19 protein-coding genes are annotated in these 24,581 nt (G+C 68.5%); 8 read left to right on the top strand and 11 right to left on the bottom strand.

Annotated features, from left to right (window positions below):
* Nucleotides 1-55: 55 nt before the first annotated feature.
* The 7 genes from AB0M47_RS02710 to AB0M47_RS02680 form a co-directional block, all read right to left on the bottom strand.
* The gene (locus AB0M47_RS02710) at nt 56-2,023 is read right to left on the bottom strand and encodes a prolyl oligopeptidase family serine peptidase (RefSeq protein WP_363407230.1); all 1,968 of its coding nucleotides are present in this window, start codon (nt 2,021-2,023) and stop codon (nt 56-58) included.
* Nucleotides 2,016-2,264 carry a hypothetical protein gene (locus AB0M47_RS02705; protein WP_363407227.1) on the bottom strand — a complete coding sequence of 83 codons (249 nt, stop codon included), beginning with the start codon at nt 2,262-2,264 and terminating at the stop codon, nt 2,016-2,018. Before AB0M47_RS02705 ends, AB0M47_RS02710 begins: the two co-directional genes overlap by 8 nt.
* A gap of 58 nt (nt 2,265-2,322) precedes the next feature.
* Nucleotides 2,323-3,264 (bottom strand): carbohydrate ABC transporter permease, encoded by a 942-nt coding sequence (locus AB0M47_RS02700; RefSeq protein ID WP_363407225.1) that lies wholly within the window; start codon nt 3,262-3,264, stop codon nt 2,323-2,325.
* A gap of 8 nt (nt 3,265-3,272) precedes the next feature.
* A complete protein-coding gene (locus tag AB0M47_RS02695) occupies nt 3,273-4,190 on the bottom strand; it encodes a sugar ABC transporter permease (protein WP_363407222.1) in 918 nt (305 codons plus the stop codon).
* A 2-nt stretch (nt 4,191-4,192) separates the two neighbouring features.
* On the bottom strand, nt 4,193-5,617 hold the full coding sequence (gene ngcE / locus AB0M47_RS02690) for an N-acetylglucosamine/diacetylchitobiose ABC transporter substrate-binding protein (RefSeq protein ID WP_363407219.1): 1,425 nt from the start codon (nt 5,615-5,617) through the stop codon (nt 4,193-4,195).
* Between the two features lie 32 nt (nt 5,618-5,649).
* Entirely contained in the window at nt 5,650-7,197 is a 1,548-nt protein-coding gene (locus AB0M47_RS02685; protein WP_363407216.1) for a right-handed parallel beta-helix repeat-containing protein, read from the bottom strand.
* Nucleotides 7,198-7,280: 83 nt separating this feature from the next.
* Complete coding sequence (locus tag AB0M47_RS02680) at nt 7,281-8,873, bottom strand: FAD-dependent oxidoreductase (protein WP_363407213.1); 1,593 nt, start codon at nt 8,871-8,873, stop codon at nt 7,281-7,283.
* A gap of 156 nt (nt 8,874-9,029) precedes the next feature.
* On the opposite strand from AB0M47_RS02680, the gene AB0M47_RS02675 reads away from it, so the two are divergent.
* The 4 genes from AB0M47_RS02675 to AB0M47_RS02660 all read left to right on the top strand — a co-directional run bounded on the left by AB0M47_RS02675 (nt 9,030) and on the right by AB0M47_RS02660 (nt 14,054).
* Nucleotides 9,030-10,139 carry a LacI family DNA-binding transcriptional regulator gene (locus tag AB0M47_RS02675; protein WP_363407210.1) on the top strand — a complete coding sequence of 370 codons (1,110 nt, stop codon included), beginning with the start codon at nt 9,030-9,032 and terminating at the stop codon, nt 10,137-10,139.
* Nucleotides 10,140-10,147: 8 nt separating this feature from the next.
* Nucleotides 10,148-10,870: a sugar phosphate isomerase/epimerase gene (locus AB0M47_RS02670; protein ID WP_363407207.1), complete on the top strand. Its 723-nt coding sequence runs from the start codon at nt 10,148-10,150 to the stop codon at nt 10,868-10,870.
* A complete protein-coding gene (locus tag AB0M47_RS02665; RefSeq protein WP_363407205.1) occupies nt 10,867-11,919 on the top strand; it encodes a Gfo/Idh/MocA family oxidoreductase in 1,053 nt (350 codons plus the stop codon). Before AB0M47_RS02670 ends, AB0M47_RS02665 begins: the two co-directional genes overlap by 4 nt.
* Nucleotides 11,920-12,314: 395 nt before the next feature.
* Complete coding sequence (locus tag AB0M47_RS02660; RefSeq protein ID WP_363407202.1) at nt 12,315-14,054, top strand: hypothetical protein; 1,740 nt, start codon at nt 12,315-12,317, stop codon at nt 14,052-14,054.
* Nucleotides 14,055-14,087: 33 nt separating this feature from the next.
* On the opposite strand, the gene AB0M47_RS02655 is transcribed toward AB0M47_RS02660, so the two are convergent.
* Together AB0M47_RS02655 and AB0M47_RS02650 are read right to left on the bottom strand one after the other, a co-directional pair.
* The gene (locus AB0M47_RS02655) at nt 14,088-14,855 is read right to left on the bottom strand and encodes a hypothetical protein (protein ID WP_363407200.1); all 768 of its coding nucleotides are present in this window, start codon (nt 14,853-14,855) and stop codon (nt 14,088-14,090) included.
* Between the two features lie 74 nt (nt 14,856-14,929).
* The gene (locus AB0M47_RS02650) at nt 14,930-15,745 is read right to left on the bottom strand and encodes a septum formation family protein (RefSeq protein ID WP_363407198.1); all 816 of its coding nucleotides are present in this window, start codon (nt 15,743-15,745) and stop codon (nt 14,930-14,932) included.
* A 111-nt stretch (nt 15,746-15,856) separates the two neighbouring features.
* Here AB0M47_RS02650 and AB0M47_RS02645 point away from each other — a divergent pair, with 111 nt between their 5' ends.
* Nucleotides 15,857-16,390: a hypothetical protein gene (locus AB0M47_RS02645; RefSeq protein ID WP_363407195.1), complete on the top strand. Its 534-nt coding sequence runs from the start codon at nt 15,857-15,859 to the stop codon at nt 16,388-16,390.
* Nucleotides 16,391-16,473: 83 nt separating this feature from the next.
* On the top strand, nt 16,474-17,427 hold the full coding sequence (locus AB0M47_RS02640; protein WP_363407193.1) for a hypothetical protein: 954 nt from the start codon (nt 16,474-16,476) through the stop codon (nt 17,425-17,427).
* A gap of 21 nt (nt 17,428-17,448) precedes the next feature.
* Here AB0M47_RS02640 and AB0M47_RS02635 read toward each other — a convergent pair whose 3' ends face one another.
* On the bottom strand, nt 17,449-17,721 hold the full coding sequence (locus AB0M47_RS02635; protein ID WP_363407190.1) for an ABC transporter permease: 273 nt from the start codon (nt 17,719-17,721) through the stop codon (nt 17,449-17,451).
* A 290-nt stretch (nt 17,722-18,011) separates the two neighbouring features.
* On the opposite strand from AB0M47_RS02635, the gene AB0M47_RS02630 reads away from it, so the two are divergent.
* Nucleotides 18,012-19,403 carry a serine/threonine-protein kinase gene (locus AB0M47_RS02630; RefSeq protein ID WP_363407187.1) on the top strand — a complete coding sequence of 464 codons (1,392 nt, stop codon included), beginning with the start codon at nt 18,012-18,014 and terminating at the stop codon, nt 19,401-19,403.
* A gap of 35 nt (nt 19,404-19,438) precedes the next feature.
* On the opposite strand, the gene AB0M47_RS02625 is transcribed toward AB0M47_RS02630, so the two are convergent.
* Entirely contained in the window at nt 19,439-19,738 is a 300-nt protein-coding gene (locus AB0M47_RS02625) for a 4a-hydroxytetrahydrobiopterin dehydratase (RefSeq protein ID WP_363407184.1), read from the bottom strand.
* A 719-nt stretch (nt 19,739-20,457) separates the two neighbouring features.
* Here AB0M47_RS02625 and AB0M47_RS02620 point away from each other — a divergent pair.
* Nucleotides 20,458-24,534 carry a Pls/PosA family non-ribosomal peptide synthetase gene (locus AB0M47_RS02620; RefSeq protein ID WP_363407181.1) on the top strand — a complete coding sequence of 1,359 codons (4,077 nt, stop codon included), beginning with the start codon at nt 20,458-20,460 and terminating at the stop codon, nt 24,532-24,534.
* Nucleotides 24,535-24,581 lie beyond the last annotated feature (47 nt).

Raw genomic sequence — 24,581 nt, 5'->3', positions numbered from 1 at the left:
AAACGCGACCCCGCCGCCGGATGGTTGGGTCACGTTCAGCCCACCGAAGGGGCCGTCACGTGCCTGGCGGTGCCAGGGCGGTGAACCAGCTGTCCGCGGGCGAGCGGCGGTCGCCGAGCGCCTTGTCGAGATCCTGCTGTGAGCAGTGCTTGGCCAGGCCCGGAATGAGGCATTGGTGATCGCGTTCCGGGCCGTAGAAGCGGGTATTGACGACCTCCACGGGATCGAGTGGCGGCGTGAGGCAGATCAGTTGTTCGATTCGGGGTTCGAGCGCTGCCGCGAGCTGACACAGGTAGGCACCGTGCCCGGTACCGACGAGCCGGACGGGCAGGCCAGGCCTGCCGAGGCTCGGCTCGGAGCGCACGAACTCCACCGCCCGCAGCACGTCGTGGACGCGGGCGGCGCCGAGGCTGTCGCCGACGCCTATCAGGTCGCTCACCAGCTTGAACGTCGTGCCGTAGGTGGCCTCGAAGCCGAATTCGTTGATCTGGTGCGCTCGCAACGAACCGGTCGCCCGCACGTCCAGAACGACGACGTGCCGGCCGGCGGCGGCCGCCCGTTCGCAGGCGGCTTGGTACGCGGGGAGGTCGTCGGTGCCGCGATCGAGCACGAGGATGTCGATGCCGTCGGCCGGGCCGGGTGGGTCGAAGACGACGGCGGCGTTGATGATGTCGTGCTCCGGCCACCAGAACGCCTTGCGGACGCCCGGCTTGCGGTCCGGCCACCAGCGCGGGTAGAACTCGGGACCGGGTTCGCGGCCGAATCGCTGGCGTTCCCGCAGCCAGGACAGTCCTTCGCCGGGGTCGGCCTGGGCCAGCCGTTCGCGGTTGAGGTCGAAGACCTGAGGGCTTTCGGGAGCGTCCCAGACGATCTGGCCGGTACGTGTGCATCGCAGATCTGCGGTGCTGAGCAGCGACGGCTCGTTCTCGGGGAACTCCGCCCGCCCGCCGAGGTGACGTGCGAAGAAGCGGACCGCCGCGGTGGCCAGGTGGGGATGCAGGCCGTGGTCGTGGTCGCCGCGTACGTGCCGAAGTGTGTCCGGCGGCGCGCCGAGCAGGTCGAAGATCCGCTGGGTGCGTGCCACCGTCCGCACCGCTCCTTCGACGGGGAAGAAGTCGTAGTTCGCCGACATCACCAGCGTCGGCTTCGGTGCCATCGCGATCAGGAAGTCCTCGTGATCGAGGCCGTGGAGGACGCCGCTGGGGATGATCTGCTCGGGATCCTGAGCTTGTCCGGACCGCTGGTAATGCTCGCGCGAGCTGATGAAGCAACTGGGGGCCGCGGCCGCCAGCCGCGGTTCGGTCAGCATGAGCCAGGTGGTGAGTGTGCCACCGCCGCTGTTGCCGGCGACGCCGATGCGGTCGGGGTCGACCTCTGGGCGGGCGGCGAGGTAGTCGAACATGCGCCGGGCGTCGGAGACGAAATAGCGGGCGATGGAGTCGCCGGCCCACCAGCATTGCACCCCAGCGTGCGAATGTTCGAACACGTTGGCCGGGATGATCTCGCGGCCGTCAGAGTCGAGATAGCTCTTGCGCTCGCCCTGCCCGATGGTGTCGAACGTCAGCGTGACCAGGCCCGCGCGGGCGAGCCGAGCGCACATCGCCTGGTAACGCGATGCCGCCTTGCCGGTGTCGGCGTGTCCGCAGAGGAACAGCACGGCCCCTGCCGGTGCGCTGAGCGGCTCCGGCAGGTAGAGGTTGGCAGGGATGAGGACTCCGGAGCCGACGTCGACGAGCAGCTTGTCCACGCGGTAACCGTCCCCGCGCACCGAGCCCGCGGGCTGGGCGGTGGGGACCCGCCGGTCGCCCGGCAGGTCCCCTCCCAGCGCGTCCAGGGCCAGTCGGCGCAGCTCCCACTGCCGCCGCCGTACGTCGTCCGGCGTGAGCAGCTGGTCGTTGGCCGCGCGTCCGGCCGCGAGCAGCTGTCTGGTCCGGCGATAGACGTTGTGCTGAACCTGGAGCGACGGATCCCACATCCCGTCGAGGAACGCGCTGAACCCTGGCGCCGTTTCGGCGTCAGCCATAGGTGCCTACCGAGTTGGCGCCCGTCACGCCGGTGGCGGGATTACCCCACCGGACGGCGGGCCCGGTGACTGTGGACGCCTTGGTGTCGTTGGTGGTCCCGTCGCCCTTGGCGCCGAAGTCGGTTTTGCCGTTGAAGGTGGGGTACGCGTCGGCGAGGGCGGCTCTAGGCAGGTAGGTCACGGCGGCCGGCGCGGCGCCGCCGATCAGCGCGGAACGCCGGGCGACAGGTCTGGTGGACACGGAGGTTCCTCCTTCACGACTCGGACGTGTGTGTGGGCACATCACGGACGAGGCGGGATCACTTGAGCGCGCCGGCGACCATGCCGGCCTGGATCTGGCGTTGGAAGCTCAGGTAGACGACGAGGACGGGCAGGATCGAGATGGTCAGCCCGGCGAACAGCGCGCTCCAGTTCCCGGCGTAGCCCTGGCTGACCGCCAGGTTCGCCAGTCCCTGCGTGAGCACGTACTTGTCCGGGCTGGACTGCAGGATCAGCGGCAGCAGGTACTGGTTCCATTGGCCGAGGACGACGAAGATGCCCACGCTGACCAACCCGGGCCGGGCGACGGGGAGCATGATCCGCAGGAAGGTTCCCCAGTGGCCGCAGCCGTCGATGAAGGCGGCTTCGGCCAGCGCCGCGGGCAAAGTGCGGAAGTACGCGGTCAGGAAGAACACCGCGAACGGCAGGCTGTAGACGGAGTAGATGATCGCGAGCCCGATCAGCGAGTCGGCCAGGCCCAGGCCACGGGCGATGAAGAAGAGCGGGACGATCGCCAGGAACGTCGGAAACGTCATGCCCGCGACGAACAGGTAGTAGACGGCGCGGTTGCCGCGGAACGAGTAGCGGGCGACGACGTAGGCGACGAGGGCTCCCATGCTCAGCGTCAGGGCCGAGCCGAGAGTCACCACGACGGCCGTGTTGAAGAAGTAGCGGCCGATTTCGGCCGTGGTCCACGCCTCCACGAAGTTCTCCCACCGTGGTGTGGCGGGCAGACTCCACGGGCTGGCGAGCACCTCGTCGCTGGTCTTGAACGAGGACAGCACCGCCCACGCCAGCGGCAGCACGACCATCGCGGCCCAGGTCAGCAGGATCCCGTGGGTGAAGACGTTCAGAGCCGTGCCGCGGAGCGTCCGATCGCTCGCGGGGCCCGAGGGGGCGCGCCGCGTACCGGCAGGAGTGGCCCGTGGTGCGGCGGGGTTCTGCTCGTCGACGGCGGGCGCCGAGGGTGCGTTCAGGCTCATGGCGGTCCCTAATACTCGATGCGTTCACGACGGGTGAGCCGCAGCGACACCCAGGCGAACAGCAGGGTCAGCAGCAACAACGCGACGCCGATGGCGGTGGCGTAGCCGAACTCGCTGTCCTGGAAGGCGGTGAGGTAGAGGTAGTTGCCGAGGACCTGGGTGGCGTTGTCCGGGCCACCCGAGCCGCCGGCCGCCGACATGACGTTGACGATGGCGAACATGTCCAGGGCGTGGATGCCGAGGTAGACGCCTGCGACCTGCACGGTGTCCCAGATCAGCGGCAACGTCAGCCGCCAGAACGTCTGCCAGCGGGTGGCGCCGTCGAGGCGGGCCGCCTCGAACAACTCCACCGGGATCACGCTCATCGAGCTGGTGAACAAGACGACGTAGAAGCCGACCGACAACCACACGATGACAGCCAGGATGGCGGCGTACGCCGACGATTTGTCGCCGAGCCAGTTCACCGCGTCGATCTTGGCCACGCCGAGCAGGCCGTTGAGCAGCCCGCTCGGCGTGGGGTCATAGACGTTGGCGAACAGCACGCCGACGACGGCGATCGACAGCACGTGCGGGAAGAAGTAGGCCACGCGGTAGAACGCGCCGCCGCGGACGTTCAACGTGCCGCCGCGGGCGCGGTAGCGACCGACCCGGATCATCGTGGCGAAGAACAGGCCGAGCGCCAGCGTGACCACCGGGATCACGACGACCGCGATCACGTTGTGCCACAACGAGATCCAGAAGATGTCATCGTGCACCAGCCGCGTGTAGTTGGCGAGGCCGACGAAGTTCCGCCGCGGTGACAGGCCGTTCCAGTCCGTCAGCGAGATGTAGAACGACTGGGCATACGGCGAGACGACCAGCACGCAATAGAGGATCACCGGCACCGCGAGGGCGGAGACGATGAAGCCGCGACTTCCCGCACGCATGATCAGGCGTCCTCGTACTTCGGCACGGACGGGTCGTTGCGCAGCGTGTCGGCCATCTTCTGGCAGCGCTCGGCCCACTGGTCCGGGTTGATCTCCTTGGTCATCAGCGCGCTGGTCGCCGCGGACGCCTCCTGCTGGAGCTTGGAGTACCAGGTGCCGTAACGCCAGTAGAACGTGTTGGTGCCCGACGCCGCGAGCGCGTCGCGGATCGACTGCAACCCGCTGCCGGCCTGCTCCGGCGTGTACCCGGCGAGGCTGGTCAGGGTTTGCGTCTGCTTGGTGAAGTTCTTCGAGGCGGTGGGCGAGAGCAGGATGCGCAGCAGCTCCAGCCCGCCGTACGGATTCTTCGCCGCCGACGGCACGATGTACCCTTCGCTGCCCATGCCGCGGATGGCCGCCTGCGGCATGGCGTCGCTCTTGTCCAGCGACGGCGGGGACGCGATGACCATGTCGAAGCCCTTCGGGGTGACCGTGCCCAACTCACTTTCCAGCCACGAGCCGCAGGGGATGAACGCTGCTCGGCCCTTGGCCCAGTAGGTCTGCGCTTGAACGTGTGTCAGGCCCGACGTGCCGGGCATGAGGTAGCCCTTTTCTGCCAGCTGATACATGGCGTTCGCGGCCGCCAGGACCGCAGGCTGCTTCCAGCTGTCCGGTGCGAGGCTGTCCAACGACTTGCGGACAGCCGATCCGCCGGCCTTGATCGCCATCATGATCAGCGGGGTGAGGATGTAGCTGGGAGTCTTGCCCTGGTAGGTCCAGGGCGACATGCCGGTCGCCTTGATCTCCGCACAGAGATCGAGCATCTCGGCCCAGGTCGTCGGATAAGTCCAGCCTTTGGCGGCGAACAACGACTTGCTGTAGTACAGGCCGTGAACCGTGTAGGTGTAGTAGAGGATGTGCGGCTTGCCTTTGAAGGAGCCCTGCTCGACGAGCCCTGGCAGCAGCGTGTCGCGTACTGTCTTGCCGCCGCCGTCGATCGCCGGGGCGTCCAGGAGTGCGGTGAGATCCATCAGCTGGCCGTTGTCCACGAGCGGCGTGAAGGCGAGGGCCCCGGAGCCGGAGTTGTCGATCAGATCGGGCACGTCGCCGGAGACGAACCGCGGCTGCAGTTGTTTGCCGAGGTCCTGGCCACCGGTGTGCTTGATCTCCGCCTTGGGGAAGCGCTGCTTGTAGACCGCCTGGGCGTCGAGCACGTACTGGTCGCCGTAGCCGCCCTTGAAGATCACGGTCTCCACTGGTTTGTCAGCGGGTACGCCCAGCGGGTTCTCCGCGGTCACCGCGGCCTGCTTGCCGGCCGCGCTGGTGCTGTTGCCGTCGCCGGAGGAGGTGGCGCAGCCGGCGAGGGCGTTCGTGGTGAGGGCTGCGCCGAGGGCGGCGCCCAGCGTCAGCACGGATCGGCGGTTCAGTCTGTGAGCGTCGTCGGTCATCTGTCTGCTGCCTTTCGTCTCAAGCGGGGCGGTCATGCGGTGAGGGTGACGGTCACGCCATCGCGGCCGGACACGGAGGTGCCGGGCAGTGGACGCAGGATGAGGTTCAGGTCCGCCGGTGTCGCCGCGGTGGGCCGGAACCGCACGGGGACGGTCACCTCGCGGTGGCCGGGGGCGATCACGGCGACACCGCTGAGGCCGTCGTAGTCGACCCGGTGGCGGGCGGAGCCGTCGAGGTCGTAGCGCACGACCAGTGGTGCTGCGAGATCGTCGCCGAGCCGCCGGATCGTCACGGTCGCGGTCCCACCGGGGCGTACCATCCGGCGATCGGCGTAGAGCACGACCTTGGCCGCGCCGGCGTGCGGACGGATGTCGAGCGCGACGTCCTTGGTGGCGCCGGCGGTGTCGATGATCGGGTCCTGCGGGCTGACCGCCCAGAGGTCGCCTTGGACGTTGCACAGCGTCGGGTCGCCGGCTCCCTCGACGCCCGCGAGGAACGGCCCGGCGAGGTTGCCCTGCAGCATGGCGTCGTCGAACTGGACGTTTCCGTATTCGGGCAGGACGGTGACCAGCCCGGACCAGATCTTGACGAACGGTTCCGTGCGGGGGGTGTCGCGCAGCGCGGTGAAGGCGACCCGCTCGAACGTGGTACGCAGTCCGTCGTAGCCGCGCTGTCCGTAGACGTTGACGGTGCCAGGCGAGTCGCCGGCGTCGAAGACGCAGTCACGGAAGACGACCGTGCCCTGCTCGGCGGGGCCGCGAGCGCCGGGCTGGACGTGCACGACCGCGTCGCCGGTCGGACCCATGTAGCAGCGCTCGACCAGGACGGAAGCGGGGGTGCTCTCGGGTCGATAGCGCATCAGGTTGATCTCGAAGCTGTACTTCTTGTTGCCCGCGAACACCGTGTCGCGGACGACGACGCCCCGGATCGGCTGAGACAGCGTGTCGGGTTCGAAGTCGATGCCCGCCTCCGGCGCCGTGCCCTGAGTGTTGATCAGCGCGCAGCCCTCGATGAGCAGCCCGTCGGCGGCGATGACGCTGATCGCGTTGCGCTTGTTGTCGTCGCAGACGACATTGCGGATCGTGACGTTCTTCGACCCGGCGCCGAGGATGATGCCGTCGCCGGGCGCCCCGCGCAGCGTCATCCCCTCGATGGTGACGGACTCGCTGGTGCCCATGCGGACGATCGATCGCCACTCGCCGGTGTACTCGGGCTTGTTCATCACACAGGTCGCGCCGTAGCCGACAAGCTTGATGTCATGGCGCTCATGGATACGCCAGATGCCGTCGCGGGTGTCGGGGAAGCCGCCTGGCAGACCACGCAGCACGACGCCGTCCTCGAGGATGACGGTGAGGTTGTCGCGCTGAATCCACAGCGGTCGGGTGATCCAGTCCTGCCCGACGTTGTCGATGATGACGACATCGGCGCCGCTGTTCAGCGCGCCGGTCAAGGCGTCGGTGGCGTCTACCGGGTCGAAGCCGAACTGCGAGGCGCGGACGACCGTGGCGTCCTGGCTCGGCGTGGCGGCGGCGGCACTTGCCCGGGTGGCGCCGTAGAGCGCGGGCAGGACCGCGGCCATCCGTAACATCATCCGGCGGGAAACGGTGGGGTTATTCGGCATGGATGTACTCCAGAAACGTCGAAGTTCAGGGAGCGGTAGCGTTAGACGATCTTCTTTCGAACCCGGTCCGGCCAGGCAAGCTCGACGCCGAGGCGCCCAGCCAGGACACGCTGGTATTCGGTGAGGTGATCCGGTTTGCCGCGAACCGCGCGCGGTGACTGCCCGGTGGTGAGGCAGTACGCGGCCAGGGCTCCGGCGGCCTCCCCGACGTTCCATTCCACCGGATGCATTCGGTAGCAGCCGTTGGTGATGTGGGTGGTGCCGATGTTCTTCGCGGCCGGCAGGAGGTTCTCCATCCGCACCGGAAGAAACGCGCCCAAGGGGATCTGGAAAGGGTGACTCGCAATGTCCACATAGGTGTGTGGTACGCCCGAGCCGGTGCTGGGATGCAGGTCGATGCGGTAGCAACCGATGCCGACGGAGTCCTCGAATATCTCCGAGCCGGCCGGCCTGCCCGAAGCCTCGCGGGCTTCGACGCCGACATGCTCCTCGGTGACGGTGAGGTCGGCGACGATCCTGCGGGACTCCCGGATGTAGGGACGCTGGGCGAGCCACTGAAGCCGAAGCTCCGGATAGCCCGCGCCGCCGTCATGCCGAGGCGCCTCGGTCTGCATCCAGTAGAGCAGCGACAGGCTCAACTCCTTGGCGGCGTCGATGCTTCGCTGCTTCTCGGCAGCGTCGACGCCGATCAGCGGGCCGAGAAAGTAGTCGTTCTGCGGCCAGTTGACCAGAGTGATGTCGCTGGCCAGGAAGCCTGGCTCCAGGTTGCGGGCCGACAGGATTCGCCGGTAGGTCCAGCGGTCGATCGCGTGACCGCCGGTGAGGGAGGCCGATTCGGCGACGAGCGGCTGTGTTCTGGCTTCGAGGGTGATGGGAACGACATCGGTCCACGACAGCAGTGGTCCAGGCCAGAACTCCGGCGTGTAGCTCCGCCAGAAGTCGTAGTCCTCCGGGCGGTCGATGGTCCAGTTCTCGCCATCGCGGTAGTCCATGGCGAAACACCACGTGATGGCCTGCTGGTCAAGAGGTTGCGGCGGGCCCGCAAGGGCGTGCATCTCCCCGGTGGTGGCCTGGCTCTCGGCCCCGGTGACCCACTCGGTCCCCGACAGCTCCAGCAGGTCGCCTAGCTCCGTCGCGTCAAGGACGTAATCGGCGACGACCGTGACCGTGCCCAGCTCCTCCGATGTGAAGGTAACGGACGTGATCCGATCACCGTCGGTAGTGACGTGCTGTGGCTGCGTGCCGGTCAAGACGGTCAGCCGGCCGCAGGTCACGTAAGGCGCGAGCATGCCGTCGATCGCGGCGAGCGCCGCCTTGGGTTCGAAGCACAGCGGGCTTACCCGGCCTCCACCGGGGCTGAGAGCGTCCTGCGCTCGAGCGGACTGGCTCAGCGGATAGAAGCGCCGGTAATAGTCTCGGATCTCTCTGCGCAGCGTGCGGTAGCTGCTGGTGCCGCCGAACGTCTCGATCCAGTGGTTCTCGTCCGGCGGCACGGCCTGGGACGTGAGCTGGCCACCCAGCCACGGTGACTCCTCGGTCAGCACCACCCGCTGGCCGAGGCGGAGCGCGGCGAGCGCAGCGGCGACTCCTCCGGTGCCGCCGCCCACCACCAGGATCGGTGTTTCGGTCTGCATCTGTCGGCCTCCCGACTCCAGGACCTGCTTGCGAGCTAAAGCGCTTCCAGCTTTGGCTAAAGCGCTTTAGCGGATGCTAGGCTCACCGTATGACGTTGTCAATGCGCGCGGGTCTCCGGAATGGACACGGCGACCTCCAAGGGCAGGCAGGCAGGCATGAGTGAGCGCCAAAGGACCGGGCGGCGGCGGGTGACCCAGCAGGACGTGGCCCGCGCGGCCAACGTCTCCACCGCCATCGTCTCGACCGTCGTGAACAACAAGGCCGACACGCTGCGAGTCAGCGAGCAGACGCGCGCCCGGGTCTGGCAGGCCATACAAGATCTGCGATACGTGCCCAACGCGGCCGCCCAAAGCCTGGCCGGCGGGCGTAACCGGCTCATCGGCGCGTTCACGTATCAACGCCTCTTCCCCTGGGAGAGCCGGGACTTCTACTACGAGTTCCTGCTCGGTATAGAGGAGGAGGCGGAGCAGACGGGGCACAACCTGCTGCTGTTCACCGGCGCACGCAACGACGCCGGCGAGCGGTCGATCTTCAACCACAACACCAACCTGCTCGAGCTGGCCGACGGCGCGATCCTCGTCGGCGGACGCATCGACGGCGACGAGATCCAGCGGCTGGCCGAGGAGAAGTACCCCTTCGTGATGATCGGACGACGCGACGCCGCCGGGCCGAAAGTCTCCTGGATCGCCGCCGACTACACCGCCGCCACGCAGATGGTCGTCGACCGGTTGCATGCCTTGGGGCACCGCACCATGCTGTTGGTGGTCGGAAGCCGCACGCACGAGACGGTGCTGGAGCGGCGCGCCGGATTCCAGGCGGCCCGGCGGCGGCACCGGCTGGGCGACCGGGCGCAGACGGTGGTCTACGGCGAGCCGAATCCCGACCTGCCCGAAGCCAAGTGCGTCGCCGACGAGGCCGAGGTACTACGGTTCGCCCGCGCGGCGGGGGCGACGGCGGTCATCGCCGAATCGTCCTATGTCATTCACCGCATCTACCAGGCGGCGCTCGCTGAGGGCCTGCGCATCCCGCAGGATCTGAGCCTGGTCGGGCTAGGCGACCATGGCGACCGGCAGAACGTGCTCTCCCCCGACCCCGCCCTGACCCTGGTGCACACGCCGAGCCGGCTCATCGGCGCCACCGCCGTACGCACGCTGCTGCGTCGGCTCGACGCGCCGGAATCCAAGCCCGACCAGATTCGAATCCCATGCGAGCTGTCCGAGGGGACGACCGTCGCGGCGCCGCCGCGCAGAAGGGCTGGCCAGTGAACATCGGAGTGCAACTATATTCCGTCCGCGCCGACCTGCAGGCAGGCACTCCGGGTGACGTGCTGGGCCGCCTGGCAGCGATGGGATACAGCCTGGTGGAGCCGACCTTCGGGCTGTTGAACGGCGACGCGCTGGGCTTTCGCCGAGTGCTCGACGACCTCGGCCTGACCGCGAGCTCGCTCCACGGCCCGGCATTGGGACCGCTGCGCCCCCAGGTGGCCGAGGCTGCCCACGCGATCGGCGCCGACACCGTGGTGGTGCCGGTCATTCCCGACACCGACTTCGCCACCGCGGCCGGCGTCGCCCGCTCGGCGGAGCGGCTGGCAGAGGCGGCGGATTCGCTGACCGCTCTGGGACTGCGGCTCGCGTACCACAACCATCACTGGGAGCTGGCCAGCCGCCCGGGAGGCCAAGCCGGTCTGGAGTTGCTCGCCGCGCTGCTGCCACCCGAGGTGGGACTGGAGGTCGACGTCTACTGGGCGGCCGTCGGCGGCGCCGACGTGCCCGCGCTCCTGCGCGACCTGGGTGACCGGGTGCGGTTGCTGCACGTCAAGGACGGACCCGCCACGGTCGACGACGCCATGACCGCTGTCGGGTCGGGCACGCTACCGATCCGGGAGATCCTGGCGGCCAGCCCGGAGGCGCTTCGCATCGTGGAGCTGGACCGCTGCGACGGCGACGTGTTCGAGGCGCTCGCCGCATCCTTCGCCTACCTCAAGGAGCTGCCGTGAAGCCGGTCGGCGTCGCTGTGGTGGGCTGCGGCACGATCAGCCACCAATACTTCACCACCCTGGCCGCGCGACCGGAAGTCCGGATCATCGCCTGCGCCGATCTCGACCTCGATCGTGCCGCGAAAGTCGCGCTCGACCATGCCGTGCCGGTGCACGGCGACCTGGCAACGGTGCTGGCCCATCCCGAGGTGGAGCTCGTGGTCAACCTCACGATCCCCGCCGCCCACGCACCGGTCGCGCTGGCGGCCATCCGTGCCGGCAAACACGTCTACACCGAGAAGCCGTTCGCCGCGACGCCTGCCGAGGCCGCCGAGGTGCTGGCGCAGGCCGCGGCTGCCGGGGTGCTCACGGGCGGCGCGCCCGACACTTTCCTCGGCGCCGGTCTGCGAACAGCGGCGCGGGTCGTGAGCGACGGTGAGATCGGGGACCCGCTGTCGGCGATCGTGCTGATGCAGGGACCGGGTCCCCATCGCTGGCATCCCGATCCGGAGTTCCTGTTCGGACCGGGCGGCGGCCCGCTGTTCGACATGGGACCCTACTATCTGACCGCGCTGGCAGTCCTGTTCGGACCAGTCACGCGGGTCAGCGCCACGGCTCGCAAGGGATTCACCGAGCGGGTCATCGGGCAGGGACCGCGCGCCGGGCAGACGTTTCCCGTCGAGGTGGCCACCCACGTCACGGCGCTGCTCGAGTACGCCGGTGGCCAAGTCGCCACTGTCGTGTTCAGCTTCGACTCGCCCCTATCGCGACAGGGCTTCTTCGAGATCACCGGTACCACGGCCACGCTTGCCGCGCCCAACCCCAACAAGTTCACCGGGCCGGTCCAGATCCGCCGCGCCGGGGACTCGGAGTGGACGGACATCCCCGTGCCGGAGGCAGACGACGGGCGCGGCATCGGTGTCTGCGATCTTGCCCGCGCGATCCGCACCGGCGAACGACACCGGGCCAGCGGCGAGCTCGCGGCCCACGTCGTCGACGTCATGGCGGCGATACAGGAGTCGGCCGAACGGAGTGCGATCATCGAGTTGTCGAGTCCCTGGAGGCCATGAGCCGAACCGAGGTCGCGTCGCGACGCGCGGTGCCGCCGGTTCGGGGATCGCAGCCGCGACGTGGCTGTTCGAAACGCGCTGCTGCCGCAGCTGACCTGCCCTGGATGAACCGGTCCGCGTCTTGTGAGGTGCGGGCCGGTTGGTCTGTGCTGCCGTCCGATATGGCGCGTCTGCCACTCGTGACAGTAGACGCGCACCGGTGTTCCGGCTGACCGTGCTGACGGTCGGCGCGCGCGGGCGGCCTGATCGGCGTACCCCGGCCAGGGTGGCGGGTGTCGGATCGACGACCGGCGCACGTGGTCGGCGTACAGCGGCTCCGCGACGGCCTTGCGGGAGGGGGAACGCGCCGACAGGGTGTGGGGCCTGGAACGCGACGAAAGGGCAGGTGGGGCCCCATGCGACGGTTGGCGATGGTGGGTGTGCTGGTCATGAGCCTCGGCTTGGCGGCCGGGTGCAGCGGCGACAAGGTCGCGGATAAACCGCCGACGGTCCACGCCAGCGTCCAGGCTGGACAGCCGGTCAAGCTCGCGGACGAAACTCACCACCTGGTCGTCGAGGCCGCCGCCGACGCACTGCCTCCGGGCAACCTCGTCCTCGCGGGCGTCGCGCCTGCCAATGACAAAGCAGTCGTACGCGACGCGGTGTCGATCACGACGGACAGCGGTGAGCCTGTCGCCGGTGCTGTGACGTTGACCTTCACCGTCCCCGCGACCGCACCGGACACGGCCACTGTCGCGTACCTCGAATCCACGACGCAGCAATGGATTCCGGTTCCCTCGCAGCGGTCGGGCACCACGCTCACCGCCGAATCCAGTCACTTGACGGACTTCGGCTGGTTCGACGACCTGCGCCTCGGGCTCGGGCAGGCGCTCGGCACCCGGGCCGCAGCGCCGACGTGTGGCGGTCGACCGGCCTGGTTCAAGGATCTGGTCATCGTGCCGAGCGCGGACGCCCAGATCTTCGCGTGCGCCGAGTCAGCCGGCTCGGACGTACGGCTGAAGGTGGTCAACAACCGGGCCTTCCCAGTCGGGCTGGAACTGTCCGCCAAACCGTCCGGCATCACCAGTCCCATGTGGCCGACCACCTTGGTCGAACTCTTGAACGCGGCGCTGACCCGGACCCTCAAGTCCGACCGGACGATCGCGCTGCCGCCCTTCGGCGAGGTCGACCTCACCTTCCGCCAGCCGGCCGACCCGGTTCATGTGACCGGATACGTGCGTACCGACATCGCCGTGGCACTGCCGACCGTGCTGCTCAACGCAGCTCTGGACGTCAGCGACTTCGACCTGGTGATGCCGGGCGGCAAGAAGCTCGGCGTGGCCGTCCTGAACTGCTTCGGCAGCCTCCTTTCGTCGACCAAGGGCCTGGCCGACGGCGTACGCACAGCGAACCGCGGACTGATGATCACGGCGATCGCCAACCTGGCGGGCTGCTTCGAGGAGGTCTTCAAGACCGAGCGTGCGGCGCTGGCGTTCAAGAACCCGGACACCGGCGTCGTCCGGGTCATGGCCGACAAGAAGGCGCAGTACCTCCGGCTCTCCAAAGCGCTCGACGCGGTCAAGTACTACAAACTCGCGAAGGCCGCCGCCCAACTCGCCGACCTCGCCATCGACACCTGGAGCAAGGACGTCCGCGAAGGCGCCGACGTCTCGGCCACCCTCGACAGCCCGCCGAGGATCCTGCTGACCGGCACGACCGTCGGCAAGATCCGTGTCGACTCCACCACGGCCGACATCGAGAAGCGCCTGAAAGATCTGTTCGGCGCTCCGACCAAGACCTCTGACTGGTCCTCCTGCTCGCTGGGCGGAAACCCGGAGGCTCGGCGCAGCCTCGAATGGGGCGCGCTGGAGGTCACGATCCGCCGACCGGGCCGGTCCAACGCCCAGCTGGTCGGCTGGACTGTCCGCCCGGGAAAGCTCCCCGACACCGTTCGCCTGCCGTACAACGTCACGACCTCGATGACCGTGAAGGCGGCGATGAAGGCGATCCCGGACGCGAACGGCGAGTGGCTCGACACCTTCGAGATGTACCTCGTGACTACGCCGCGCACGTCGTCGATGACCTGGGCGGGCGATCGAGCCGACGGGAGCGGCAAGATCAGCTACATCTCGAACATGTTCGAACCCTGCGACTGAAAGCCTGCGTCCAGTTCCTGACGGCTGGAGGTGTCACCTGCGCCCAAGGTACTCGGCCGACGTGGCCGGGGTCGTGTCAGTGCAGCCGCTCTGGCCGCACACACACGCGTACGGAAAGGCCGGGAGGGTCGCATCGACATGCCGCTCGTGCGCCACGATCTGCCGATGGACGACGTCGTTCTCAGCACGTCGTCGCGACGCCAGTTCCCGCCCGGGTCGCAACCGCGCGAAGGGCGCCGTGGCGGTGTGGATGGCCGTACGCACCGAGGCCACCACATCGTCCCAATCGACGTCGGTCGGGACTTCCACGACGGCGCGTCCGGCAGCCGCAGCCGCTGATCGTAGCCGCGCACTGATCAGCTGGTCCCGTTCGACCAGCGCTTCCACCCGGACACGGGCCGCGTGGTCTCCTTCCACGAGCCGTTGCCGTCGAGCCACCCGCGTACGCTCGGCGGTGGTGATCAGCCAGATCGCACCGACAGGCGACCACGTCGCCGCCGCTCCTGGATGCAGTTGCGGCCCCTCCACGAGTGTCGGCACCCCAGCGACTTGAGCAGCTCGGACGTCGTCCATCACGGTCGGCAGCCGGAGCGCGGACGCACGCTCGAAGTCATCGGCCGCGGCCACCGGGCCCAACGCGAGCACGTCATCGAGTGGAGGCCCGAGAGTGCCAAGCCGCTCCAGGTGGTCATAGGTGTACGCGTCCACCGGGTGCAATGCGAGGTCGAGCTCGCGGGCGAGCCGGCGCACTATCGTCGACTTGCCGGAGCCCGGGGTGCCGCCAACCCAGAACATCGGCACGCTAGTCACCATTCGCGCCATGGTGCCAGACGACGCGCAGGCTTCGCTGCTGAGTCATGACCGGTCCGTGCTTCTCAGGTGTAGTGCGGAACCCTGGTGCCCTTGCCTTTGGCTGACCCGGTCATCGTCGTGGCGCCTAGATCGAGGAAACACTGCACGACGCGGTCGCCGGCCTGCCACCACGTTTTGTCAGCGAAGGCTGCCATGGTGACGCGGTAACCGCTGTCGTACTGCGACCTGGTCAGGCCGACGAACTTCTGGACGATCGGTTCGCACGCCTTCTCTGCCGCGGTCCAGTCGTCGTCGGCGGGATTGGGCTGCGATGCGTCCAGACTGGTGACGCCCGCCAGCTGGAGGTTGTGTGGTTCACGACAATCCGCTCTCGCGATCGCCGGCTGGCTGGCGCCGTCCGAGGTGAGGCAATCCAGCGTGAGCTCCGCCAGATTTCGGCGAAAGGAACCGGAGAAGGTGATGAGTTCGGCGGTTGACAGGTCGACAAGGTGAAGCGCACACCGAATCCAGCGGCTGCCCTGGTCCCAGTCAGACGGACCCGGCATCTCCGTCCCGAGGCGCATCGGCAGGCTCCGCCAATCGACGCCCAGGTACTCCTGTGCCTTCTGGTCGCAGGTCTCGAACGTTACGGGCAGGCCTTCGTCGGTCGCCTTCGGCGGCTCCGAAGCCGACGAGAGCGCCCCGGTCAGGGACGCGACGAAAACCGTCTCAGCACTGTGCGGCTCCAGGCAATCGACCTTCATCTGGTAGGTGCGGAGCGCGACCCGGCAGTCACCGGCCTTTGGCTGCTCGGTACTCGAAGACGGACTCTCCCCCACTGCACCCGGGTCGCTGCCGATGGCGCAGCCGGCCGCGAGCATCAGTGTCGCTACCAGCACGGGACTCCACCGGCGTCGCGCGCTAAGGCCCATTCTCATCGCGCTCCGGCCGCGATCCCCCGTCACCCACATCCTCCTAAGATCATCTCGCTCCCACCTTACCCTTGACCGATGACTGGCTATCTCGACGGCATGTCTACGTTGGACCGGCTGACCCTGCTCAACGGCATCGTCGCCGACCAAACGCGCTGGCAACCCACTGTCCCGATTCCGCCACACGATGGAGTCGAGTGGGAGCCCGATGCTTACACGGCGTTCCGGGCCCACCATTTCCAGCTGCCCGAGGTGATGCTGCAGGCAGTGGTATGGGTCGGCTCCGCAGCGCTGTCGGGCGTACTCGGCAATGTCGCCCACGAGCTGCTGAAATCCGTCTTCGCCCGACATCGGGAGTCGCCCGACGGCCCATTCGGCGAGCACGACGCAGCCCTCATCGCACGGCTGGCCATCTTCGCCGCGATCGTGGACCTGGACTCCTGGCCGTCGAAGATCCCCTATCAGATGCTGAAGATGTCGCCTGGCACGTTCGATGAATCGATCGGCGCCTGGCAGTTCCGATGCACCGCGAAGGTCGAACCGCCGATCTATTTCATCGCTGAGGTGCTGCCCGGCGAGCCGCCCGAGACCCGCGTATTGATGGAGATCTAGTCCTGTCGTGGATCGTCGGGCTTCTCCTGGCCCGCGACGCCGCCGTCCGCCCCATCGGCTGACAGGCACCTTATCCTTCGCCGGTGGGTTACTTCGTGTCGATCGTGCTGACGCGATCGTCGATGCGCTTGACCGCCCTACCGTCGATCGAGCGCATCGGCCACCGGCATGTGCGGCTACGCGAACTCGGTGGAGGCTGGCAGGTTCTGGAGACGCAGGGCGTCGACGATCCGCCGGAGTTCGAGGATGCGGTGGCGTATCTGACGCGGCTGTGGGATGAACCCGTCCTTGCCGCGTATGTCAGTGACGACTGGTGTGCCCAGGCGCATTGGGCGACGCCAACCCGGCTCGTCAGCTCGGTGCACCTGCCTCGACCTCAGCAGCTGCCCGACTGTGGCTTCCTGCACCGTCCGGACTTCACCGCCTCCCGTGCTCCGGCCGAAGTAGCCGACGACATCGCCGGTTGGGCGTACGCCGCGGGTCTGTCGGTCGCGCGTCGACGACTGGACGCCGTCGTGGCGTATGGGGCTGATGTCGTCGCCCATGAGGGCGATGAGGCTGCACACATGTTCGCCGGTGACCAGATCTTCGAACTGATCCGTGCCCTCGGCTTCACCGACATCCCGCCCTCGGTGCCGAAGAAGTTCGATCCCTACAGCACACCCTTCCGCGCGATCACCGCGATGGGACTGGCCTACACCGCCCGCCTCAACGGAACACTTCGCAAGGACGGCCGCGAGGGACTGACCGGACCCGAGCAGCCCTGGGAACGGGCCGCCATCGTCCTCGACGAGGAAGTCTTCGCCGCGGCGTACGCCGACGACTGCGACCTCCGCGACCTCGTGTCGAGGGCTCTGTCGATCATTTCGGCGCAGGAGAGGCCAGTCGACCCATCAGCGCCACCGATCGAGGTGTCTGCCGACCGCGTCGAATCGACGATCGCAGAGCTTCGACGCGGCCCGGCGTGGTCGCCGCCCGAGCCGTTCGTCGGAACCGGCATATGGCCGGACCTTTCCTCCGACCGCCAACAGTCGTAGCGGTCAGCGGGGATCATCGGATCAGTCGAGCGATAGGCCGAAGGCCGGAGTCACTCGGGCGGCCCGGCGGGCGGGCAGTACGCACGCGAGCAGTCCGGCCATGCCGGCGACGCGGACGACGCGGACGACGCGGACGACGCGGACGAGCGACGGTACGGGGAATCGCATCGTGGCGCCGCTGAGGGCCGGCTTGATGAACGTCCGGTAGGCGACCCACGCGAACCCGATGCCGATCACGGTGCCGAGCAGCGCGGCCACCGCCGACATCAGCACTGCCTCCGTCGCCAGCATCATCCACGCGCATGACGGAACACTCAGCCTCATCCCCCGGCCCGATGGCGGCTCCGCGTCATGGTGCGACTGCCCATCGCACCGTCGCACTAGTTGCCCAAGCGGTCGCCGCTTCCTGTGACCAGCACTCGGCCGCCAGGTCGCCACCGAGTCGCGGGCCCATACGTTTGGCATATCGACGGCTTCCAGGGAAGTGGACGCAACGGCCGCATGGATGCCGATGGAGGGTGGCTGACGTGGTATTCATCGTCGCGGTTCACCGTGCCCGGCGCATACCTGAGCAGGGATAGCTCGTGTCGTCGCGGGTGCTGAATGGGCGCTACCGGCTGGATGAGACCATCGGCAGCGGCACCACCGCCACGGTCTGGCGTGCCTGGGATCGCCGGTACGACCGGGCTGTCGCGGTGAAGATACTGGACGGCTCAGAGCTGGGCCGCGATGACGAACAGCGGGCGCGGTTCCATGACGAGGCGCGTACCTTGGCTGGTCTGTCGCATCCGAACATCGTCGGCCTTTGGGACAGCGGCTCCGAGAACGGCGTCGCCTACGTCGTCATGGAGCTGGTCGACGGTCCCAGCGTCGTGGGCCGGCTGGCCGACGGTGCGATGTCCGTCGCCGAAGCGGCCGCGGTGATGGGCCAGGTGTGCGATGCGCTCGCAGCAGCGCACGCGGCAGGCGTCGTGCATGGCGGCATCAAGCCGGGCAACATCCTGCTCACCGGTGACCAGACGGTGAAGGTGACCGACTTCGGCATCAGCCGGCTCCTGGACACCGCTGCGCTCACCGCCTATTACGTCGCGCCGGGCACGATCAGCTATATGTCGCCGGAGCAGGTCGCCGGGCTGCCGCTGGACGGGCGGGCGGATCTCTACGCCGTCGGGTGCGTGCTGTTCCGGATGCTCACCGGGACCACGCCGTTCGCCGGTGAAGAGGCCTTCGACATCGCCTGCGAACAGCTCTGCGACGAACCGCCGACGATTCGGGCGCGACGACCGGAACTTCCGGGAGATCTGGACCGCCTGGTCGATCAGCTGCTGGCCAAGGATCCCGCGTTACGCCCGGCGTCCGCCGCGGAAGTGCAGGCGGAACTCATCCGCTGGTCCGCCCCCGAGACGGCCGCCGACCCAGTGGAACCGCCGCGGCGCCGTCGGCCCCTGGTCCGGCTCGGGGTCGCCACCATGGCAGCGATCGTCGTTCCGGCCGCGCTCGTGCTTGCCTGGCCGGATCAAGAGCTCGTCCAGCCGCCGGCCGCCGCCTTCTCGCCCTCCCCCAGCACGACGGCCCCGGAGTCGGCTTCGCCGACGCCGAGCTTGGGTCCTGCTCAGATCGCCTGGGAGTCGGCGACCTCCGCGCCCTCTCAGCAATCGTCGCCGAAACCGTCGCCCTCGCCGTCGCCGCGCTCAGCGTCGGATCAGATCCTGGACCTCAGGACGTTGATAAGCCGACCGGATCCGACCTGGCTGCTGCAGCCCAAGAACGGCGACGCGCTGGACCACCTGCTCGACGATCTCAGCCGCCTCGTCGCCGAGGGCAAACGGCCGGAAGCTGAGGACAAGCTAGCCGCGATCCAGAAGAAGAACGACGATCTGCTCGCGGCCGGCAAGATCTCGCCCACGGGGCATGCGGCGATCGCGGGCGGCCTGGATCAGCTCGCGGTGGCGATCTCCAGCCTGCCGGCGGCCTGATCGACTGCCGACTCTGGCGAGGGGTGCCGGGTGGATCAGTAGCGGGCGACCACGTCGTCGATTCGCCGGGCCAGTTGGAAGTCCAGCGCGGTCACAGCCTTCTCGGAATACGTGACGTTGTGGAAGGTGAGGGTACGCCATCGGATGTCGATGTCCGGATGGTGATCCATCTCTTCGGCCACCTGGGCCACCGCGTCGACGACCGCGATCGCGGCCGGGAACGACGGCAGTTCGACGGTGCGCGTGATGCCTGACCGGTCGCCCCGCCAATTCGGCAGGTCACCTAAACCGGTCTGGATCATGGCATCGTCGAGCGGCGCGCGGTTGTGGGCCATGACCACGACTCTACGACCAACCCCACCGGCAGGATGGCCGTTTGGCCGCGTCGGGACGGCACGGATCCAGCTACAGCTGAAGCATGGAATGCAAGGTGCGCAACGGAACCAGCGTCCCCTTCCGTTCGCGCGACTCCGGCATTCCGCGCGGTGACGCCGCCGATCCACAATGGTCTGTACAGGTATTTTCGCGACCTTCTGAACATTGGCTCCGCGGCTGGTTGGCTGTGCTAGCGTTCCCTCCGTGATGTCCCATTTCATGTGGTCTAAGTGCAATTGTGGGGAAACCCCACGCCACATGAATGATCCGCCCTAGTTCCGCTCCACAATCGACATAATCGGCTTAATCGGCATAATCAGCAGGCAGGAGCCTGCGACGCCCTGAGTCGCGCCGCTGCCACCTCGGCGGCGCGCCCGGATGCCAATCCGCCGTCGTCCACATAGGCGAGATGCTGATGGCGCTGCTCGCAGCGCCGCCACCCTGAGGTGACGCTGCGCCACCATCAGCCTTTGACGCCGCTGTGTGACATCTACCCCGTGACGATCTTCGGTGTCTCCGCCTGAAGATGTCCGTCGCGGACTGCTCGACGGCGATCACGCGACAAACCATCAGCAGCATGCTCCGGCATGACTGTCCTTGGCGGCCTGCGCCCTCGGACGCCTGCGGCACAAGGACGGCACCAGGAGCGATCCGCTGACGACACGCATGGTGGGGAGCAATGACATTATCCGTGAGCCAGCCGAACACCGGCGTCACGACGCCGCCGGTGCGTGGCGTCCACAGTGTCCGGATCGGCGGTCGCACGATCGTCCTGCGCTCAGCCGCTCCGCCGGCCGTGGAGATCGAGGACCCCGGCGACGCGACGCCAGACGTGCGGCGTCTGCATCACGTGTTCGACGTCGCATGCGACGCCTGCCCCACCGCCGTCGCGCTGGAATGCGACGGCGAGCGGCTGACCTACCGGGAACTCGACGAGCGCGCGAATCGGCTGGCGCACCATCTCCGCAGCCTCCAGGTGGGCGACGGCGCCCGGGTTGCGATCCTGCTGCACCGCTCGGTGGCGACGTACGTCGCACTACTGGCGGTGGGCAAGGCGGGCGCGGCGTTCGTGCCGATCGATCCGGACTCACCAGCCGACCGGGTCGCCTATATCGCGAACGACTCTGACGTGGATCTTCTGCTGACGGCCACGGACCTGCTGGAGCGTACGACCGGCCTGGACCGGCCCGTCCTGGCGCTCGACCGGTGCGAGGCCGAGCTGCGCCAGGCGCCTGCCGGACGGCCGACGCTCGGCGAGGAAGACGACGACCCGCTCGCCTACATCATCTACACCTCCGGCTCCAGTGGCCGGCCCAAGGGCGTCGCGGTGGCGCAGTCGAGCATCTGCAACTTCCTCGACGTGGTCCCCGGCGTGTACGACGTGCGTCCCGGCGATCGGGTCTACCAGGGGATGACAATCGCCTTCGACTTCTCCATCGAGGAGATCTGGCCGACCTGGTCGGTGGGGGCGACGCTGGTGGCCGGCCCGACGGACTCCCGCCGGCTGGGCGCGGAGTTGGCCGACTTCCTCGATGACGCCGCCATCACCGTGCTCTACTGCGTACCGACGCTGCTGGCGACCATCCCGCGGGACCTGCCCCGCATCCGCAACCTGATGGTCGGCGGAGAGGCGTGCCCTGGGCAGTTGGTCGAGCGGTGGGGCCGTCCCGATCGGCGGATCCTCAACACGTACGGCCCGACCGAGACCACGGTGACGGCCATCTGGAGCGAGCTGCGCCCGGGACGCACGGTGACGATCGGCAAACCGCTGCCCACCTACTCAGCCGTCCTGCTCGACGAGGAGCGCCGCCCGGTCGCCGACGGCGAGGTGGGCGAGATCTGCATCGGCGGGCCGGGAGTGGCCCGAGGCTACGTCGGGCGACCCGACTTGACCGCGGACCGGTTCATCGAGCACCCGTCGGCGCCGCCCGGCAGCAGGCTGTACCGCACCGGCGACCTGGGCCGGCTCACCGCCGACGGCGAGATCGAGTACCTGGGACGGGCCGACGCGGAGGTCAAGATCCGCGGCCACCGTGTCGATCTCGGCGAAATCGAGAGCGTGCTCATGGAGGACGCGGTTGTGTCCGAGGCGGTGGTGGCGCTCATGCCCCTCGGCGACGACCCGGACGCGCCGCGAGAGCTGTCCGGCTACATCGTCCTCGCCTCGCCCGATGAGCCCGGCGAGGGCGACGAGGCGCTGGTCCAGCGACTGCACCGCACGCTGCAGGAGCGGCTGCCCGGCTACATGGTGCCCTCCTACATCGACGTCACCGCCGCCCTACCGACCATGCCGAGCGGCAAGGTGGACCGCTCGAAGCTGCCCGCCCCGGTCGGCCGGCGGCTCATGAGCACCGACGGTCCCGTCGTGGCCGCCCAGAACGATCTCGAGATACACGTACGCGCCGTGTGGGCCGAGGCGTTCGGCATCGAACCGCAAGCGCTGTCGGTGACCGCCGACTTCTTCACCGACCTCGGCGGGCATTCGCTGCTGGCGGCGCGGGTGGTGTCGCTGCTGCGTACGCGCAAGGTCGGTGCGAGCCCGGCGGTGCGTGACCTCTACGACCACCCGACCATCAGCGGCCTGGCCGCGCACCTGGGTGCCACCGTGCGGCCCGCAGCCACGACCGCGCCGGCCCGCACGGCACCGTTGCGGCACCGCAGTAGCCGGATCGCCGGCGCGGGCGCCGGCCAGGCGGCCGCGATCTACCTACTGTCCCTGCTCATCACACTGCCGGTCTCCTTCGTCTACACCCGCAACAACGGCGAGGTGTCGGTCGGCGTGCTCATCCAGCTGATGACCGCGACCCTCGTCAGCTACCTCGGCGTACGCTGGCTCGTCCCGGCGCTGCTCGCGAGGCCGCTGGCCGCGGGCATCCGGCCGGGACGGTACCCGTTGTGGGGACCGACCTACGTCCGGCTCTGGGCGCTGAACATGCTGCTCGCGATCGGGCCGCTGCCGGTGCTGAGCGGTTCCCCGCTGATGGGCCTCTACCTCCGACTGCTCGGAGCCCGGATCGGCCGTCGGACCACCATCGCGACCAGTGCGATCAGTCTGCCCACCTTGATCGACATCCGGGCCGACGCGTCCATCGGATACGGCGTGGCGCTGCGCCCGTGGCATGTGGAGGACGGGTGGCTGATCATCGCCCCGATCTCCGTGGACCGGCAGGCGTTCGTCGGAGCCAATGCGGTTCTGGAACCGGGCACCGCCGTGGGCGCGAACGCGGGCCTCGGCGAGCAGTCGGTGCTCAGCCGCGGCGAATCCGTCCCCGCCGGGGCGCGCTGGTCGGGGTCCCCGGCGACGCCGACGCAGGAGATCAACCGCGTCGTGGAGGCCATGCTCGCCATGGAGGCTCCGCGCCGTGGCTGGTGGCCGCACCACATCCTCGCCGCCGTGCTGGGCCTGATCGGGCTGGAGCTCGGCGCGATCGTCATGATCCTGCCCAGCGTCGCCATGGTGTGGTGGGCGCTGCTGAACTGGGGCACCCTGGCCGGGCTGCTGGCCACGGTGCCCGCCGGACCGGTCTACGTCCTCACCGTCTGCGCGGTCGTCGCTATCGGCAAACGGCTGGTGCTGCCCCGGGCACGGATCGGCATGCACTCCGCGCGGTCGTGGCTCGGCGTACGCAAATGGGTCGCCGACAAGCTGCTCGAGTTCAGCCTCATGTTCACCAACTCCCTGTACGCGACCCTCTACACCGTGCCGTGGCTGCGGATGCTCGGCGCCCGGATCGGGGCCCGGTCCGAGGTCTCCACCGCCGCACATCTGGACCCGGACCTGCTCACGCTGGGACCCGAAAGCTTCGTCGCCGACATGGCCAGCGTCGGCGCGGCCACATTCGCCAACGGCCGCCTGGCGTTCCTGCCGACCGCCGTGGGCAGCCGGGCGTTCGTCGGCAACGCGGCGTTCGTGCCTTCCGGCACCAGGCTCGGCGACGGCTCGCTGATCGGCGTCGGCACGCTGCCACCGCCGGCGGGCGTCCCGGCGGGCACGTCCTGGCTCGGTTCGCCCGCGATGTACCTGCCGGTACGCCAGGACAGCGGCTCCTTCTCGGAGGCGCAGACCTACCGCCCGTCGCGCCGGGTGCTGGCCCAGCGGCTGGCGATCGAGTTCTTCCGGGCGACCTTGCCCGCGTCGATGCTGGGTGCGGGCATCTACCTCTACCTGTTCGTGCTGTCGTGGCTCGCCAACGGCCGTGATCTGCTTGTTCCCGCACTGGTGTCCCCGCTGGTCGCCATCGCCACCAGTGTCGCCGTGATCGCGTTCTGCGCGGCGACCAAGCGCAACATCATCGGCACCTACCGCCCGCGAGTGGAACCGCTGTGGAGTCCGTTCGTCCGGCGCTCGGAATTCGTCACCGGGCTCTACGAGGCGGCCGCGGTGCCCGCCGGCGTCGGGCTGCTCGTCGGTACGCCGTTCCTGCCGCCCGTGCTGCGCTGGTTCGGGGCCCGCATCGGACGGCGTACATGGATCGGCACCACTTATCTCACCGAGCACGACCTGGTCGAGATCGGCGACGACGCCACGGTCGGCCTCGAGGTGTCGCTGCAGACGCATCTGTTCGAGGACCGGGTGATGAAGATGTCGTTCGTCACGATCAGCCCCGGCGCGAGCATCGGCACGCGATCGATCGTGCTCTACGACACCGTCGTCGGCGACGACGTCAGCCTGGGACCGCTGTCCCTGCTGATGAAGGGCGAGCACCTCACCCCCGGTACGCGATGGCGCGGCATCCCCGCCGAAGGCGTGCCCTAAGAGACTTCCACGCTCCACGACCGCAACCGACATCAATGGAGAGACCT

This window comes from Hamadaea sp. NPDC051192, assembly GCF_040682475.1.
Classification (GTDB): domain Bacteria; phylum Actinomycetota; class Actinomycetes; order Mycobacteriales; family Micromonosporaceae; genus Hamadaea; species Hamadaea flava.
The sequence above is the reverse complement of the archived record's forward strand: the minus strand, read 5'-3'. Positions and strand labels throughout refer to the sequence as shown.